The 16,623-nt window shown below is 36.8% G+C and carries 18 protein-coding genes and 1 pseudogene; 15 read left to right on the top strand and 4 right to left on the bottom strand.

Annotated elements, in window-relative coordinates:
• Positions 1-149: 149 nt before the first annotated feature.
• Positions 150-527 (bottom strand): SET domain-containing protein, encoded by a 378-nt coding sequence (locus tag NST21_RS23775; RefSeq protein WP_340891653.1) that lies wholly within the window; start codon positions 525-527, stop codon positions 150-152.
• A 586-nt stretch (positions 528-1,113) separates the two neighbouring features.
• Here NST21_RS23775 and NST21_RS23770 point away from each other — a divergent pair.
• Positions 1,114-1,278, top strand: coding sequence for a hypothetical protein (locus NST21_RS23770; protein ID WP_340891651.1), 165 nt, complete (start codon positions 1,114-1,116; stop codon positions 1,276-1,278).
• A gap of 115 nt (positions 1,279-1,393) precedes the next feature.
• On the opposite strand, the pseudogene NST21_RS23765 reads toward NST21_RS23770, so the two are convergent.
• Positions 1,394-1,666: pseudogene (locus NST21_RS23765) on the bottom strand (transposase); the annotation flags it as partial.
• 302 nt (positions 1,667-1,968) lie between these two features.
• On the opposite strand from NST21_RS23765, the gene NST21_RS23760 reads away from it, so the two are divergent.
• Positions 1,969-2,547, top strand: a complete 579-nt coding sequence (locus tag NST21_RS23760; protein WP_340891649.1) for an RNA polymerase sigma factor — start codon at positions 1,969-1,971, stop codon at positions 2,545-2,547.
• On the top strand, positions 2,537-3,628 hold the full coding sequence (locus NST21_RS23755) for a DUF4030 domain-containing protein (protein WP_340891646.1): 1,092 nt from the start codon (positions 2,537-2,539) through the stop codon (positions 3,626-3,628). Before NST21_RS23760 ends, NST21_RS23755 begins: the two co-directional genes overlap by 11 nt.
• Positions 3,629-3,834: 206 nt before the next feature.
• Here NST21_RS23755 and NST21_RS23750 read toward each other — a convergent pair whose 3' ends face one another.
• Positions 3,835-4,266 carry a DUF5391 family protein gene (locus NST21_RS23750; RefSeq protein ID WP_340891644.1) on the bottom strand — a complete coding sequence of 144 codons (432 nt, stop codon included), beginning with the start codon at positions 4,264-4,266 and terminating at the stop codon, positions 3,835-3,837.
• Positions 4,267-4,800: 534 nt separating this feature from the next.
• On the opposite strand from NST21_RS23750, the gene NST21_RS23745 reads away from it, so the two are divergent.
• The 3 genes from NST21_RS23745 to NST21_RS23730 all read left to right on the top strand — a co-directional run bounded on the left by NST21_RS23745 (position 4,801) and on the right by NST21_RS23730 (position 6,808).
• A complete protein-coding gene (locus NST21_RS23745) occupies positions 4,801-5,046 on the top strand; it encodes a DUF3953 domain-containing protein (protein WP_340891643.1) in 246 nt (81 codons plus the stop codon).
• A gap of 110 nt (positions 5,047-5,156) precedes the next feature.
• A complete protein-coding gene (locus NST21_RS23740) occupies positions 5,157-5,810 on the top strand; it encodes a hypothetical protein (RefSeq protein ID WP_340891642.1) in 654 nt (217 codons plus the stop codon).
• Between the two features lie 455 nt (positions 5,811-6,265).
• Positions 6,266-6,808, top strand: coding sequence for a GrpB family protein (locus tag NST21_RS23730; protein WP_340891641.1), 543 nt, complete (start codon positions 6,266-6,268; stop codon positions 6,806-6,808).
• A 143-nt stretch (positions 6,809-6,951) separates the two neighbouring features.
• On the opposite strand, the gene NST21_RS23725 is transcribed toward NST21_RS23730, so the two are convergent.
• On the bottom strand, positions 6,952-7,131 hold the full coding sequence (locus NST21_RS23725) for a small acid-soluble spore protein H (RefSeq protein WP_053347758.1): 180 nt from the start codon (positions 7,129-7,131) through the stop codon (positions 6,952-6,954).
• Positions 7,132-7,598: 467 nt separating this feature from the next.
• Between NST21_RS23725 and NST21_RS23720 the strand changes: the two genes are divergently transcribed.
• The 9 genes from NST21_RS23720 (at position 7,599) to NST21_RS23680 (ending at position 16,608) form a co-directional block, all read left to right on the top strand.
• Positions 7,599-8,111 (top strand): DinB family protein, encoded by a 513-nt coding sequence (locus NST21_RS23720; RefSeq protein WP_340891639.1) that lies wholly within the window; start codon positions 7,599-7,601, stop codon positions 8,109-8,111.
• A 363-nt stretch (positions 8,112-8,474) separates the two neighbouring features.
• Entirely contained in the window at positions 8,475-9,509 is a 1,035-nt protein-coding gene (locus NST21_RS23715; protein WP_056520161.1) for a LacI family DNA-binding transcriptional regulator, read from the top strand.
• An 84-nt stretch (positions 9,510-9,593) separates the two neighbouring features.
• Positions 9,594-10,367: a sugar phosphate isomerase/epimerase family protein gene (locus NST21_RS23710; protein WP_340891638.1), complete on the top strand. Its 774-nt coding sequence runs from the start codon at positions 9,594-9,596 to the stop codon at positions 10,365-10,367.
• Positions 10,354-11,310 carry a sugar kinase gene (locus NST21_RS23705; RefSeq protein WP_098176060.1) on the top strand — a complete coding sequence of 319 codons (957 nt, stop codon included), beginning with the start codon at positions 10,354-10,356 and terminating at the stop codon, positions 11,308-11,310. Before NST21_RS23710 ends, NST21_RS23705 begins: the two co-directional genes overlap by 14 nt.
• Positions 11,307-12,596 carry an MFS transporter gene (locus tag NST21_RS23700; RefSeq protein WP_053347753.1) on the top strand — a complete coding sequence of 430 codons (1,290 nt, stop codon included), beginning with the start codon at positions 11,307-11,309 and terminating at the stop codon, positions 12,594-12,596. Before NST21_RS23705 ends, NST21_RS23700 begins: the two co-directional genes overlap by 4 nt.
• Entirely contained in the window at positions 12,593-13,225 is a 633-nt protein-coding gene (gene hxlA, locus NST21_RS23695) for a 3-hexulose-6-phosphate synthase (protein ID WP_340891636.1), read from the top strand. Before NST21_RS23700 ends, hxlA begins: the two co-directional genes overlap by 4 nt.
• A complete protein-coding gene (gene hxlB, locus NST21_RS23690; protein WP_340891635.1) occupies positions 13,222-13,773 on the top strand; it encodes a 6-phospho-3-hexuloisomerase in 552 nt (183 codons plus the stop codon). Before hxlA ends, hxlB begins: the two co-directional genes overlap by 4 nt.
• Before the next feature lie 86 nt (positions 13,774-13,859).
• Entirely contained in the window at positions 13,860-14,033 is a 174-nt protein-coding gene (locus tag NST21_RS23685; protein WP_157444338.1) for a hypothetical protein, read from the top strand.
• 535 nt (positions 14,034-14,568) lie between these two features.
• Positions 14,569-16,608, top strand: a complete 2,040-nt coding sequence (locus NST21_RS23680; RefSeq protein ID WP_340891634.1) for a hydantoinase/oxoprolinase family protein — start codon at positions 14,569-14,571, stop codon at positions 16,606-16,608.
• Positions 16,609-16,623: the final 15 nt, after the last annotated feature.

Below are 16,623 nucleotides of genomic sequence, written 5' to 3'. Positions count from 1 at the left end.
CTATTTTGTTATGTTCTTTACCTTATTAACCTCCACTAAATCCAAAACCACCGTCACAACCTGACATATAGAAACATTGTTCAAAATAGCTATCAATCCCTCGTTCGTAAAAGTATACCTTTCCGACGGTTCTTGAGGTAGCGAGTAGTTCACTCAATCACATTAAACCATAACGGAGATTTATCTTCAGGATCACCATTATAATTTATAGTGATTTCCTCACCCGCCTTAATATTAGTTATTGCATAAAAGTCTATTGATAAATTATCTTCATTATTATCAAACGTCGCATTCGGAGTGTATGAATGATTAAATAGTGCTCCATATCCTAGTGCAATGGCTATGTCGTTATGATCCCCCCAAAAGAAGCAGTAATTAAAGAGTATAGTCTTCTCTAGATATTTCCATTCTTTTTCAGGTGATATTATAACAGGTGATACCTCAATGAGTTCACCCTTTTTAATATCACGTGTAGAATATACCCCTCTACCATACTTTCCAGTATTTTTAATACATATTGGTGCCACAGCAGTAGCTCCTTTCTGAAATTATTGATTGCTTTTCAATTGTAAAGTCTAGTATTAATGTACTATTTTAATCTAAATTCCCTAGGCGCTTTTTTAAATATAGGGACGTAAGTGTACTCCATGATTCCCACTTGTTGAATTTCTGTACCCAAGCATCATAGTCCCTAGGAATAATTTCGAACAAACTCACTATTGATGATACAGGGCATAGATGTGAGTATATCCGTCATTTTTTATAGTACAAACTGTTCCAACTAGACAGCGTAGGTATTTATCAATATTAATATGCTACGAGGCTTCATCAGGGAATTAATATAGTGGTCTAGTATTGATTTTTTTTGATCAATTCATAAAGGAAATCATCGTCGGATTGTTTTCCAAACATTTGCTGATAACCCTACAGAAAAATATCCCATAGCTGACTTCCATTAACAATGTTGGTCGCGTAAAATTGAAACTTCTCGAAAAAATCGATTTATAAAAAATATAATAATATAATTTTTTTTAGCTCGATTTTGTTAACTAACGTACATGTTAGAGCTATTTTGCATATTATATTTTATTCTTATATAAAGGAGGGGTCTGTATGCCGAAAGGGAAAAAGGCTAATGGCAAGTCAAATGAAGGCAAGTCAAATGAAAGCAAGTCAAATGAAAGCAAGTCTGAAAAAGGTAAGTCAAATGAAGGCAAGTCTGATAAAGGCAAGTCTGAAAAAGGTAAGTCTGATGAAGGCAAGTCTGATGGAAAATAGTCCTGATTTAGCGCGCTTTTGAAGATCGTCAATCATGATTTACGGCTGCTGGAGCGATTGCGAAAAAAGACTTTACAAGAAGAAACTGTGAAAAAGTGTATTCCTGAGTTATTCATGCTATCACAGCTACTTTAAAGGGCTTCCTTCTTCACGTTTCTTATCGTAACACTCTCGTAATCTCTTGTTCCGAGGGATGATTTCATCTGTCATTTTCTTCTTGCGACAATCACGAATGGCACATTTAACGGACATGTACAAGGTGTGTCATAGCCTACTAGAACCTTTTTTTGATAATCCGATTTAAAGTCCCTTTGAATGTACCAGATTCAAAGATACTTGGATCGATTCCGGCAAATGGAACTAGTTTCTTAGAGTGGTAAAATCGATCAAAGATTCATTATGAACTTTTTACAGCTTGCATTTTCACGGTTTGCACTAGTGTGTGTGTTACTTCAATAAGGGAGTAAGGTTATTAAGAACGAGCTATAAGTGGGATGAACTGATAATAGGCGCTTCTTTAATAAAAGGGGTTGCCTTTTTTTATTGCTTTTTCAGTACAAATTTCTACAAAAACGTACAAATATTGTAATAAATAAAATATCAAAAACCCATCTTTATTTGAAAAAGTGAAACCGAATAATCGTTCCTAGCGTTATACATATGTACAGCGAAAAAAGGGAGGTCCCACATTTGAAGAATGATCAAGAATTAGTCAATAAAATTAGGAGGGGCGATAAAGAGGCGTTTAGTCTATTGGTAAAGGACTTGATGCCGTCTGCTTATAAAACAGCTTATCTTATACTTCGATCAAAAGAACACGCGGAAGATGCACTTCAAAACGCTCTAGAAGGGGCTTATATTAGCATAATGAAAAATAAGAATATGACCAATTTTAAGGCATGGTTTTTCCGTATTGTTTATTCACGTTCAATAGACATATATAGAAAAAACAATCGTCATTTACATATTGATATAGATAATCATAGTGAAGAACAATTGATAGAGAAAACCGAGTCAGCTCAACAAATCGCTATCCAAAAAGAAAATAAAAATGAAATGATTAGTCATATCATGAAATTAAAAAGAGAACAGAGTGTCCCACTTTTACTTCATTATTATGAAGATTTGACTGTGAAGGAAATTTCTCTCATTCTCAATGAAAATATGAATACTGTAAAAACCAGAATGAAAAGAGGAAAACAAAAGCTGGCCGAAATAATGGGGAAACGAAAGAATTTCTCTCAGGAGGTTAAGACTAATGGGATCTAAAAAAGAAGAAAGTATCCATTCATTGGACCAGTTACAGGTTCCAACAACTCTTGATAAATTTATCGAAGAACTACCGGAGCGTTATGTGGAAGGGCAAATAAATAAGGAAGTAGAAGAACAAATTGATACAGAGTGGAAGGCGTTTCAGAATGATTTAAAGAAGAAGGCAACAACTTTTAGGAAAAAGGTGGTTATTTTTTCCTTATCTCTTACAGCAGCTTTTGGTCTTTTCGTTGGTTCGGCTTTTGTATCTCCTGCTATGGCAGAAATAGCATCTAAAATTCCATATCTAAATTTGTTATTCGAATCTGAGCAAAAACCAGTAATTGATGAAATTAGTGAGGCTCTTAATAGTAAGGGATATAAATGGGACGGATTAGGTGTTGTGGTTCAACCAAGAGAAGTTAGTGTAATGATAGTTGGGACAGATAAATATTATAATCAAGTTAAATCAGAAGTTGAAGATCTTATAAAAGATATATTGAAGTCAAGAAATTATAATGCCTATGATGTAAAAGTTTCAAAAGCACCAGTTATGGAGGAGCAGACTGCAGAAGAAAAGAAGGAATCAGAGAAATATCATAAAATTTATAAAATAGTTGAGGAAGTATTACAAAAATATGGTTACAACTCTCTAGGACAAAGAAATGGAATTAGCGATGAGTTAATTGAATTCGAATTACCTAAAACAGAAACGAGAATTGAAGAAATTAAAAAACAAGTTAGTGAAAGTTTAAAACAAAATAAATTAGGAGAATTTTCAATAAAGGTATATACGTTTAATCCTCAGAAAAGAGAACGAGAAGGAAGATGGATGCCTATCGTAGATGCTATCTCTGATGGATTAACCGCAAAAGCTGAATATAAAGTGAAGATGGTAGGATATACAAATAAATTTGATTATTTACCGATTTCTATAGAGACAACTTTGTCATCTTCTGATTCAGAATCAGAAAAGATTGTTGAAGCCATTGAAGAAACAGTTCAAGATTATCTTAACTCAGAGAAAGTAAAGAAGATAATTAAAAACGATCAATATGAGATCAATATTTATAGTAACAAGGGAAAAAAATTAAATTAATACCCGCTGAAGACATCTTGAATAATCGATTTCCCATTCCACACAGAAAATCTCTAAATAATTATTAAACTAACAGGTGCGATTCTTCATTAATAAGGATCGCATTTTCTTATGCAGTTAACTGAGCAGGATAATTTAAGAAGAAATATAAGCATATAAAAAGCTCTCCATTACGAAGAGCATTTATTGTAGACCTTTGTCAATTTTTAAGGTAATACGGTTTGATTTGGATTATCCTTAGTAGAAGGTGAGCGAAAAGCTATGAAGAACCATAAAATATTTACAATTATTGCAACAATACAAAGACCTGTGATACTAGCAATATATATAGCGCTAATGTCTTTAAATTTTGCTATTACTAGAACGGCTACAATTATTGAGGAATTTATCAGTAGACCGCCGCCACAAAACAAGGCTAAAACGAATCTCATTATATCTATACCTATCCAATATATTATTAAGGGCAATAGATAAAAAACAAGTACCATTCCTATTGATATCCACATTCCTGAAGACCCGAATTGATTAGCATTCGCTCCTATATCTGCAAGCGGGGATAGTGAGATTGTAATCAATAAAACACAAAAAAGGACTGCTGAAAGCATAGTCATAAAAATAATTCCCTTTCTTTTTCTCATAATATTTCACTTCCTTTAATGTTTTTATTTTATGGTTATGGGAAAATGTTAAAATTACCCATTTAATTTATCGTAACATAACTGGAATGTATTTACACCTTAATATTTATTAGCAGTCTTATTTTATAATGGGTGCTTTATTTCAATGAGGAGTAAAGCCTTTTTCTATTCAACTAACTGGGCAGCATTAGTTGAATAACAGTCCTTTATTAAGCTAAAAGGTTAATAAAAAAATAATATAATTGGAACTTTATCCAATTATATCCGTAAATATCTATTGGAAGATTATGAAAGGGGCTCCTATGTATAAAAAAATTGGTTTGTTAATGGGACTAGTAGGGTTATCGTTGTTTCTATTAGGAATTTATATATCCCAATGGACACTTTTTGGCATAGTGATTGGGATTGGTGGGGGAATTATAATGGGGATTAGTTCGGTAAAATTTTCTAATTAGTTATTGAAATAGCTTAGGCCTTTTTTTTTATATAAGATAGCTTTTTTATTCTAATATAATGGGTTAATGTGGAAGGCAGGTGGGTACCTTGTTAAAAATATTAAGAATCGTTTTTTCGATAATAGTTCTTTATTTATCAGGATATGGTTTAATCACTGAAAATTTCGAGCTATCTTCATATATGATTTTTTTCTTAGGAGCGTTAATGTTGGTGACAGGATTAGCCGAACTTCAAAAAGATAGAAAAAGATTTTGGGGGTATATGAGCATTATTGTTTCTTTATATGCTTTCTTTGTTTCTATACAGGGGTTTTTATTGAACTAAGGTCAGGGTAGATGGGGAATTTATCCTGTTTTGTGACAAGATAAATAAGATAATAAAACCTGTTGTAAGAAGTGTGCTGAATAATAGTAAATGAATAGGTGTGGTTCATATTGATAAAAGATAAAAAATTTATATATTTTGCTCTCATTTTTTTATTTGTGTCTATGGCATTAAATTTCCCTTTCCCACATGAAAGTCCTTATGGTGAAACAGTTGCTTGGGTTTTAAATATACCTGTTGAATCAGTAAATGGATTACAGTATATAGGAATTACATCATTAATTTTTTTAATTATGAGCCTATTTTTTCTTGTGAAATCATTGGAAAAATATCATGGTAGATTTGTAGTGCTGGCTATTATGGTTGCAATGTTTACTCCTCCTTTCTTAGCCAGTTCGTTTCAAAAATATTTTGCAACTGGCATTTACGCCATTTCCTATGAACGTGATATAAGTAGTTGTAGTTTTGAAATGACCAATAAGACAACATTGCATGGGGAATGTGAACTTCCTTTTGAAAACTACAGCAAGGATGATGCACAATTCACTATTGAATTTTTTGACGAGTACGAAGATGATGTAAAAATGATTTCACTTATGAATACCGATTCTCCATATGAGGTAAGGTTAAGTGGAAAAGAGCGTAAAAGGGTGAAAATCGATACGGATATTGATGTATCACAGATGGAAAGTCATATTGAAAGTGGCGATTCATGGAATATGAATATTATCATTAAGTCGGGGGAAAGAACCAGAAAATTATGAGGCTATATGAATATACCTACACTAGTTTTCTATTAGTTTTCGAAAATTATAGGGGCATAACAAATTTTGACCGTCTGAAAGAGTGCAGATAGTACATGATTTAAAAATTCTATTTCAAGAACACTATTCGTTAAGAAGAACGAAGGATTCTGAAGGTATACTCTTATAGCAAAAAAGTCTACATTAATGAGTATTATAGACTTACCTTATAAAACCTCCTATTAAGAAAATGATAGGAGGTTTTTTTATGTTAATGCTCGAAGCTAAGCTTAATGAAAAATTGGAACTACATAAGCTTTCTCTTTTGGACCCATTGGATGGTCTGCGACAACTTCAAAATCCACTTTTTCTGCCCAAAACCCTTTAGATCTTTGTTGGTCTTCAATATAGACGGTATCTGTATGAAGATAGATAAGATCAACAGAGCTAATATATTGTAAAATAAAAAATGGGAAATGTATGAGGAGGGATTAAAAATAAGAAAAGTTGAAGTAACTGAATATAATAACCAATGGACTTCTATGTATAAGGAAGAGGCTAATGTAATACATAAGATTTTCGGGCCTGAAATAATTGAAATTTATCATATAGGAAGTACTTCTGTTTACGGACTAAAGGCAAAGCCTGTTATTGACATAATGCCTGTGGTAAGAAAAATCCATCTAATAGATGAGTTTAACAAGAATATGTTAGGGATTGGTTATGAGCCGAAAGGAGAAAACGGATTATCTGGACGTAGGTTCTTTCAAAAAGGAGGAGATAACCGAACTCATCACGTTCATATTTATCAATTAGGCAATCCCGGAATTGAACGTCATCTTGCTTTTCGAAATTACTTACGAGAAAATCCTTCTGCTGCAGAAAAATATGGTGATCTTAAAGAGGAATTGTCATATATATTTCCTTACGATATGGATTCGTACATCAAAGGAAAAGAAAAGTTATTATTGGAAATTGAACGAAAAGCCTTATCTTGGTATCGGAGTTCAAGAGGATGACTACATATTTGGCAGTTTATTGAAAAGGCTCTAATTAAGGAGATAGATTGTTAAAGAAGAAGATGGCAACTGAACTTAATCTAAAATGAAACCACCACCCGAAGGTGAAGGTTTCTTATTGTATCGAGGAAATACACGACAAATTACTGTTCTTCTAAGATGGTTACAGAAACACTTTGTTTATTATTTGGTTCATCAAGGGAATGGATTGTAGCTATTCCATTCTGTTCATCCACGTGCTCAATGTAGATACTTTCCCCATTATAGGTCACATTAGCCATAATTGGCGAAGAAGCAATTTCTTCTGCTCGTTGTGCGTTTATTTTAGCCACCTCCTTTGGATTTGCAACTGTAATAATATTTGTTCCAAATTTCTAAAATATACATGTTGTAATTGAAATGCTTCCAAGTTAAGAAAACATAGAACTAAGATTAGATATGGATGGTTCCTAAAATACCAGGGGGTTCACTAGGACCCTATTAAGGTTTTTTTTCAATTGTCCAGTTCTTCAAAGTGATGAGATAGATGACTATTAAACGATAGACTTGAATATGACCTCTTATTTAATGAACGGGGGCTTAAGTTTAAAGTGGGGGTTGCTGCGGCAACTCTTTTCTTATTGTGCTAACGTGGCCGTTTAGTTTACACTCTTTTAACTTACAATAATTGGTGTCAAAGGGGGATATGGAAGAATATGATTGAAGGTAACAACGTAAGAAAGAAGGGTAGAAAAAAATCTTAAAACAAAGGAGAGGTAAACATGAAAGAAAAACAACCAGAAACAAAGAAATGAATTTAACATCGCTCATGAAAGACTATGCGAACTACAACCTCTGGGCAAATGTCCAATTGATAGATTGGCTGAAAACAAAGCCATCTGAAATAATAGAACAGAAAATACCTTCGAGTTTTCCGAGTATCAAATGGACACTCAAGCATGTTTCTGTTGGTGAGAAATTTTGGTTGGAAGTGTTAAAGCAGGAGTCAACACCGGATATAGGGGTTTTCAGTGATCGATCAAATAAGACTGTCGAAGAAGTGTTTAAAATGATTGTGGACAATTCCAAAGAACTGGCCCTATATGTGAATTCACTTACCGAAAGTTCAATAACAAAAGATTGCCATGTGGAAACTCCATGGTTTAATGAAACCCGTCCAAGATTTGAATATATTCTCCATGTAATGAATCACAGTACCTATCATCGAGGGCAAATTATAACTATTGGACGAAATGTTGGTTTAACCGATGCTCCTATGACAGATTTTAATATTTACAATTTTTTGGGAAAGTCCGCCACATGAATGCTTCTTAACATATTTAACTATTAATCTGCGGATAACTTATTTTTAAGCTAATGGTGGAGTTAGTTTAACTATACAAATTAAGGAAGTCGATACTTTAACGTACACTAATCGGCTTTTTAAGGTTGAAAACTTGCTTTCATAGAAGTTCCGGCTGCCCTCTGGCCGCTTTTTTTGTTTATGCAACTACCTGAAAATAAACTTTTTTAAAAGGAAAACTAAAGAATACAAGTGATTTAATGTAATGTTCTTTTTTAAAATTCGAAAGAGCATTATGATTGAAAATAGATTGACATTCATTGGTAATGTGTTAATATTTATAAAAATGGAACCGGTACCAAAATTAGCGAATGGATGAATGAAATGGTTAAACGAGAAAATTCAAAAGTTACAATTTACGACGTCGCTAGAGAAGCGGGTGTTTCAAAAACCTCAGTTTCCCGCTATTTAGGGGGGAGGTATGATGAGCTCTCTGACAAAACCCGCAAGAAAATCGAGCTGGCAATCAACAAAATGGAGTACCGCCCCAGTACCATGGCCAGGGGGCTTAAAAGCAATAAGAGTTATTTGATTGGAATTATCGTTGCAGATATTAACAATCCATACACGACAGCTATCCTTCGTGGGGCTGAAGATATATGCAGCCAGAACGGTTATAATCTGATGATTTGCAACTCGGATAATAATCCGGTTAAGGAAAGAGGATATTTTGAAATGCTTCTATCCCATCGTATTGATGGGCTTATTATTCATACAACCGGCGGAAATCACGACATGTTAAAACAGATGCAAGACCAGAAGACGCCGATTATCTTGCTGGATCGGAAAGTACCTGATCTTGAAATTGATACTGTAGGATTGGATAATTTTCAGGCCACTTCGCAAGCGGTCAATTATTTGGTCAACCAAAACTATGAACGAATAGCGTTTTTCAGCGAACCAGCAAGCAAAGTAAGTACCCGGTATGAACGGCGGCTATCCTTTCAGCAAACGTTATTGAGCCACGGTCATCCGAGTTCAAAAGATGTTTATGAGGTAAATGTCGACGATTTAAATGATGTAGATTCCAAGCTTCAGCACTTTTTAGATGACTCAGAAGGCAAGGCACGAGTTATATTAACCGCAAATAGTGTGGTGCTATTAAAATTAATTTTGCTTTTACAAGAAAAGAAACTGTCGGTTCCAAAAGATTTAGCAATGATTGGCTTTGATAATCCAGAGTGGAGTACGATTGTTTATTCAGGAATTACAACAATTGAACAGCCTACGTATCAAATCGGGGTGGCTGCTATGGAAATGATATTGCGTCGTATTGACGGGCACGAGTCTCCAGCCCAAACAATGGCGTATCAAGCGAAACTGAACATAAGACAAACAACGCCTTATATCCAGAAATAAGTCTTCTAAGAAAGGAAGTCTTATTTCATCACAAAATGGTACCGATACCATTTTGATGAAAACGCATTCATTAGGAGGAATAATATGAAAGTCTTTGTATGCATGAATTCAATACCATTAGAAATACTTCAAACAATCGGGCATCTTGAAATCATAAAATCAATCTCAGCCGCTGGAGCAGATGGAATCGAAATCAGAAGAGAGCTATTGGGCCAAGATGATTCATTGAAAGAATTAGGTGCCTTATGCAGAGAGCTTAACTTAGACATTTATTATTCTGCTCCTGAATGTCTGATCGGCCCTCACTATCAAATGGATGAGCAACGTTTTAAGCAACTGACTAGGGAAGCGGATGAACTGGGAGCTGAATTGCTAAAGCTGCCTCTAGGACACTATCACTTCACGGAAACTGATATGACTCAAGTAAATAAGGTTTTGGTAGAAGAGATGAAAAGCCACAGTGGATTAAAGATTACCATCGAAAACGACCAAACGCTTGAAGGTGGAAATTTAAATCGAATCGCTCATTTTCTGAATCGTTCTGAGAAGTTGGACATTCCGATTCGATTGACTTTTGATATGGGCAACTGGCTGTACACAGATGAGGTTCCAATGAAGGCTGCACAAGAGTTAGGGAGATATGTTGTCTATGTTCATTTGAAACAGGTGAAGAGGGAGAAAGAGGAATGGATAACTGAGCCGATTTCATTGCCACTGCAGTCTGATGTGAATGAGTTATTAGAATGGTTTAGTGGTACCTATCCGAGAGCGATTGAATTCCCAGTAACCTTGGAAAATGTAGCAACCTATATTTCACTTATGAAAATGGAACAGGGGGTTAACCATGAGCGAGCTTAAAGTATTAACGATGGGAGAGGCAATGGCGATGTTCATAGCGGACGAGCCGGGGAGCCTTGAAGACTGCTTAAGTTATAAACGTTCTGTGGCGGGGGCGGAAACCAATGTAGCCATTGGCCTGTCAAGGTTAGGAATCAGGACTGCATGGATGAGCAAGGTCGGAAATGATTCATTCGGGCGAATGATTATGAAAACGCTCACAACTGAAGGAGTAGATGTCTCGAATATTTTAGTGGATGAGCTAAATCCAACAGGGTTCCAGCTGAAATCGAAAGTCGAAAAAGGAGATCCGGTCGTTGAATACTTTAGGAAGAATTCAAGCGCCAGTAAGATTTCCCTAGAGGATTTTCCATTAGAACAGCTCCCTTTAACTCAGCACCTGCATTTAACAGGGATACCGCCTGCCATTTCAGGTAGTTTCAGAGATTTGTCGTGGCAAGTGTTGAATCATCTGAAACAAAAGGATGTAACCATATCATTCGATCCAAATCTTCGTCCTACCCTCTGGTCGAATGAGAGGGAGATGATTAACGTCGTCAATCAGTTTGCAGAAAAGGCGGATTGGCTGCTTCCCGGAATTCAGGAGGGGGAAATTCTTACAGGATATAGCAACAAAGAGGATATCGCCAGTTATTATCTAGAACGAGGGGTTAAGCTTGTGGTGATTAAACTGGGGGAAGAAGGAGCCTATCTTGCTACAGAAAATGAAAGGAAACAGGTGCCCGGTTTTACTGTCACGAAAGTGGTTGATACAGTTGGGGCGGGAGACGGGTTTGCTGTCGGGGTAATCAGCGCATTATTGGAAGGGTTGTCATATGAAGAAGCTGTTGTACGAGGAAATGCGATAGGAGCAAAAGCCGTGATGTCTTCTGGAGATCATGAGGGGTTTCCTAATATGGTAGAGCTAGAACACTTTATGAAAAAAGGAGTGCTTCAATCATGAAATCTGCTCAATTACAGGTAGCTTCGAGGAAAAGGTGGATGAGATTAATCCCTTTGGTGTTCATCACATACAGTCTCGCCTATCTCGACCGTGCCAACTATGGATTTGGTGTAGCAGGAGGGATGGGGGAAGACCTCAATATTACAGCAGGAGTATCTTCCTTTCTGGCCGCCTTATTTTTCCTTGGTTATTTCTTTTTCCAAGTTCCTGGCGCACATTACGCGGAAAAGAAAAGTGCAAAGAAACTTATTTTCTGGAGTTTGATTCTCTGGGGAGGACTAGCCACATTAACGGGAATGGCGACAAGTGTGGAGTGGTTATATCCCATTCGCTTCATGCTGGGAGTAGTTGAAAGCGCTGTTATGCCTGCGATGCTCGTTTTCTTAAGCCACTGGTTTTTAAAAGAAGAACGTTCTCGTGCCAATACCTTTTTGATTTTAGGAAATCCAGTTACTGTATTATGGATGTCGATACTTTCCGGTTATTTATTGAAGGCATTTGACTGGAGATGGCTGTTCATAATTGAAGGACTTCCGGCCGTCCTGTGGGCGTTTATCTGGTATAAGCTTGTTAATGACCGTCCAAAAGATGCTAAATGGCTTACGGATCAAGAAAAGAAAAATATGGAGTCTGTCCTTCAAGAAGAACAGGCTGCATTAAAGCCTGTAAAAGATTATCGTGAAGCTTTTAAATCAAAGCAGGTCATCGTACTCAGCATCCAATACTTTACGTGGAGCATTGGAGTATATGGGTTTGTTATGTGGCTGCCATCTATTATTAAAAAGGCCTCCCATATGGATATTGTAGCAACGGGCTGGTTATCATCCGGGCCTTACTTGTTAGCTGTTATTTCGATGCTGACATTATCCTATTTTTCAGATAAAACATTAAATCGAAAAACGTTTGTTTGGACATCGCTTCTTGTAGGGGCGGTCGCATTTTTCGGATCCTTCATGATCGGTACATCGAATTTCTGGCTTTCATATGCTCTGTTGGTCATTGCTGGCGGTGCTATGTATGCCCCTTATGGCCCTTTCTTTGCCATCATTCCTGAAATTCTTCCGCGGAATGTGGCTGGAGGAGCAATGGCCCTAATTAATAGTATGGGGGCGCTTGGTTCATTTGTAGGTGCCTATTTTGTTGGATATTTGAACGGCTTAACTGGAGGGCCAGGAGCATCCTATATTTTTATGGCCGGTTCCTTATTGATTTCAGCTCTGCTCACATTGACGGTTAAAAAGCCAGTGGTTGCATCAGTCGAGCAAAGGGAGGTAGTTTCGTCATGATCATTCAGCTAGCACTGGACCGCATGAACATGAAGGAAGCCATTGAAATGGCTCGAACCGTGGAATCCTCTATTGATTGGATAGAAGTAGGAACTTCTCTTATTAAAGAGTTTGGAACGACTAGTATTAAAAAAATGAAAAATCAATTTCCGGATAAAAAAATCGTTGCAGACATGAAGACGATGGACAATGCGGCTTACGAAATGGATTTATGTTTTCAGGAGGGTGCAGATGTTGCTACGGTGATGGGAGCTGCACCCGATGTAACCATACAAAAATGCCTGGAAAAAGCGAGTGAATACAAAGGGCAGATCATGATTGATTTATTGAATGTACCTGATTCCCGGTTTGAACAATTACAGATATACAATCAGGCAGTGTTTTGTGAGCATGTAAGTAAGGATAGCCAGGAGATCGCTGATCATGCCGTGGCCAAAATGAGAAAGCAGGCTGGATTAATAAGAGCAGTAGCAGGGGGGATTACACTTGCATCCTTGCCAGAAATGATCAGGCAGGGTCCAGATGTTATTATTATTGGCTCGGCGATTACAAAAGCAAAAGATCCAGCAGAAGCTGCCCGTCTGTTTAAGGAAACGATAAATATGGTGAAAGGTGTGAATGAAGTTTGAAAAAGGAAATCTCGATTATTTTAGAAGAAGTGAAAGGTGTTTTTAACAAAATGGATGTAGGAGCAACGGAATTGCTCCTACAGCAGCTACAGCCTGCTACTAGAGTTTTTATTGTAGGTGAAGGACGATCGGGCTTTATGGCTAAAGCCTTTGCGATGCGATTGATGCATCTGGGCTTAAACGTTTTTGTAGTCGGGGAAACGATTACACCTTCTCTTGCGAAAGGAGATCTAATCATAGCGATTAGCGGGAGTGGTTCTACGAATAGTGTGATTTCCGTTGCTGCAAAAGGCAGAGACATCGGATGCAAGGTGTTTTCCATTACTACGAATAATCAATCGGATTTAGCGAATGTTTCTAATGAGGTTCTGGTGATTCCGGCTGCAACGAAAAATCGTTTAAACCATGAAACGAAAAGTGTCCAGCCTTTAAGTTCATTGTTTGATCAGTGCGTACATGTTTTGTGTGATGCAGTATGCCTAAATTATTCATTAAGCCAGTCTATAAGCCATGAATTAACTTATTCCAAGCATAGTAATGTAGAGTAGAGTGAAGGCTAGCCCCTTCATTGAGGGCCAGCCATCATACATATTTCTTCCATGTTTAGACATCCTAAACATTGGAGGTGAAAAACTTGGATAATTCAGATTCTAAAAAGGTCGAACAGAATAATAAAAATAAGCAAAGTAGTAAAGTCGGAAGTCTTGAATATACAACAGAACAACTTATGAACGGGATGAATGGAATTCAAGAAGCATATCTCACTAATATGGATGATGATGATGAAAAAGAAACACCTAATAAATAATGATTGTAAGTAAGCATAGCTATATAGTTATGCTTACTTAATTTTGTTCTTCTATGTATGGAATCCTCCGAAATCCAAAGTGAATAGTTATTTCAATATTCTAAAAATAATCTTGACTTTATTAGGAATTGAAGTGATATAATGTATATAGTAATAGTGTATACAGGTAGATTGCCGAAGTTTTCTGATCTACATTGTATTCAATGTCTCAAAATTGACTTAGATGAAAAGGTGAATATGAAAAATAACTGTCAAATCTAATAGACTTCGTTTAGCAACGAAGCTAACCTTAGATCAAAACCAGTTATATCAATTATTTCTTATTGATATAACTGGTTTTTTTTATTTTATCATTCACTTTTTTACTGTTTCTTCCTAAGTCGATAAAAATCAACTGCTGATTGACCTCCATTCGATATCTATTTTTTTAACAGTTCCATTAAAACATGTAAAGATCCACCGGAGGAGATAAGCAGAAAGCAATGTTCAAAATGGTATAAAGTATTTTAAATCTTGAAGCAGGGGTGGGAATTATATGATAGGTACGAAGCAAACTAGACTCGCAATAGATGTAGGTGGAACATTTACGGATGTTTTTGTTTTTGATGAAAGCACGAAGGAAATTTCAATAACCAAAACATCGTCTACTCCATTAAATCCTGAGATTGGTATATTAGATGGAATCGCAAAAGCGGAAATAGATTGTGAAAATATTAAAGTGTTTTCCCATGGTACGACAGTGGGTACCAATGCCTTGATTGAAAGAAAATTGCCAAAGACAGCATTGATCACCTCTAAAGGGTTCCGAGATGTTTCAGAAATTCGCCGTGGAACCAAACTCGAGTTATGGGATACATATGATGATGTAGCCAAACCGTATATTCAAAGAAGAGACCGTTTTGAAGTGGAAGAACGCACCGACTATTCAGGGAACGTTCTGACAGAAATCAATGAAGAGGAAGTACGGTTACTGGCTAGGAAATTAAAGAAACGCGGTACTGAGTCCATCGCAGTTTGCTTCATTAACTCGTATGTGAATGGAAGCAACGAAGCTAAAGTGAAACAAATCATTCAAGAGGAACTGCCGGATGTCTACATATGCATTTCGAGTGAAGTCCTCCCTGAAATTTTTGAACATGAGCGCATGAGTACGACGATTGTCAACGCGGTTTTAGGACCGACTGTAAGTAACTATATCAAAACGCTAGAAGGAGAAATGAATAAAAGAGGATATAAAGATGATATTTTAGTTCTTCATTCTGGTGGCGGAGTAATGACGTCACAAACTGTTCCACGTTATGCTGCAAGATTGGCTAGCTCCGGTATTGCTGCTGGTGCCATCGCTAGTAAACATATTGCTCAACTTTGCGGGTTTAATAATGCGATTGGGCTGGATATGGGAGGAACGAGTACCGATATTTCCTTGATGCATGAAGGTGATTTACGGATTACAAAAGATTGGTACATAGAGTATGGATATCCAATTGGATTTCCAAGCATCGAAATTCTGACGATAGGTGCAGGCGGCGGAAGCTTAGCCTGGGTAGATGAAGGTGGTTCTTTAAGAAACGGACCTCAAAGTGCAGGGGCTGTTCCTGGACCTGCTTGCTATAGCAGAGGTGGAGTAGAACCGACTAATTCAGATGCAAATATAGTATTAGGACGCCTTGGCACAAAACTATTAGACGGACAAATGGAATTGGATAAAGAAAAAGCGATGGAAGTTGTGGATAAAATCGCTAAGAAGTTCAATTATACAATTGAAGAGGCGGCGAATGCCATTACACGGGTGGCCAATGCCAATATGTGTGATGCGCTACGGTTAATTTCAGTAAGACGCGGATATGATCCACGTGATTTTGCACTTGTAGCTTTTGGTGGGGCTGGTCCTTTACATGGAGCATACCTAGCAAAGGAAATGGAAATCCCAACTGTTATCATTCCTCCACACCCAGGTGTTGCCGCGGCAATGGGATGCCTGCTTGTTGATGTTCGTCATGATATCTCCAAAACATATGTCAAAAATGTTAAGGATGTGTCGTTAGAGGATTTAGAGAAAGAGTTTGTTGGAATGGAAAAAGAGGCCGAAGAATTATTGCAAGAAGAAGGAGTTTCTAGAGAAGCTTCTACCTTGATGCGATATATTGACATGAGGTATATGGGGCAATGGCGTTCATTGGCAATAGAAGTTGACTGTCCAATCTCTTCATTAGAAGAGACTCTGAACCGTTTCCATCAAGAACATGAACGGGAATTTTCTTTCTCTGATAAAGAACAATCCGTCGAAATTTACGGGCTGTTAGTTACGGCTATTGGAACTGTGCCAAAACCTGAATTTCCTACCTATGAACCTGGTGGCACGCTTGAGGATGCTTTGAAAGAAACGCGTGAGGTATATTTCGAAGAGGAAGGTTATGTAAATACAAACGTGTATAACCGAGAACTAATTCCGGCTTTCTCTGAAATTCAAGGGCCAGCAATAGTAGATCAGCTCGATACAACAACTGTTATTCCTCCAAACTTCACGGCTAAAGTTGATAAATATAGGAACTTAATTCTTTCACTAAATAAATAAAAAGAGGTGGATTCT

It is taken from the genome of Peribacillus sp. FSL K6-1552 (assembly GCF_038005205.1).
In the GTDB taxonomy this organism is placed as follows: Bacteria; Bacillota; Bacilli; order Bacillales; family DSM-1321; genus Peribacillus; species Peribacillus butanolivorans.
Note: the sequence above shows the minus strand (reverse complement) of the source record. Positions and strands in the feature narration are given on the sequence as shown.

What these genes read in the sequence shown, in the direction of transcription:
- NST21_RS23770 (WP_340891651.1), top strand. Translation starts at nt 1,114, where the DNA reads ATGCCGAAAGGGAAAAAGGCTAATGGCAAGTCAAATGAAGGCAAGTCA.
- NST21_RS23755 (WP_340891646.1), top strand. Translation starts at nt 2,537, where the DNA reads ATGGGATCTAAAAAAGAAGAAAGTATCCATTCATTGGACCAGTTACAG.
- NST21_RS23750 (WP_340891644.1), bottom strand. Translation starts at nt 4,266, where the DNA reads ATGAGAAAAAGAAAGGGAATTATTTTTATGACTATGCTTTCAGCAGTC.
- NST21_RS23730 (WP_340891641.1), top strand. Translation starts at nt 6,266, where the DNA reads ATGTATGAGGAGGGATTAAAAATAAGAAAAGTTGAAGTAACTGAATAT.
- NST21_RS23720 (WP_340891639.1), top strand. Translation starts at nt 7,599, where the DNA reads ATGAATTTAACATCGCTCATGAAAGACTATGCGAACTACAACCTCTGG.
- NST21_RS23715 (WP_056520161.1), top strand. Translation starts at nt 8,475, where the DNA reads ATGGTTAAACGAGAAAATTCAAAAGTTACAATTTACGACGTCGCTAGA.
- NST21_RS23710 (WP_340891638.1), top strand. Translation starts at nt 9,594, where the DNA reads ATGAAAGTCTTTGTATGCATGAATTCAATACCATTAGAAATACTTCAA.
- NST21_RS23705 (WP_098176060.1), top strand. Translation starts at nt 10,354, where the DNA reads ATGAGCGAGCTTAAAGTATTAACGATGGGAGAGGCAATGGCGATGTTC.
- NST21_RS23700 (WP_053347753.1), top strand. Translation starts at nt 11,307, where the DNA reads ATGAAATCTGCTCAATTACAGGTAGCTTCGAGGAAAAGGTGGATGAGA.
- hxlA (WP_340891636.1), top strand. Translation starts at nt 12,593, where the DNA reads ATGATCATTCAGCTAGCACTGGACCGCATGAACATGAAGGAAGCCATT.
- NST21_RS23680 (WP_340891634.1), top strand. Translation starts at nt 14,569, where the DNA reads ATGATAGGTACGAAGCAAACTAGACTCGCAATAGATGTAGGTGGAACA.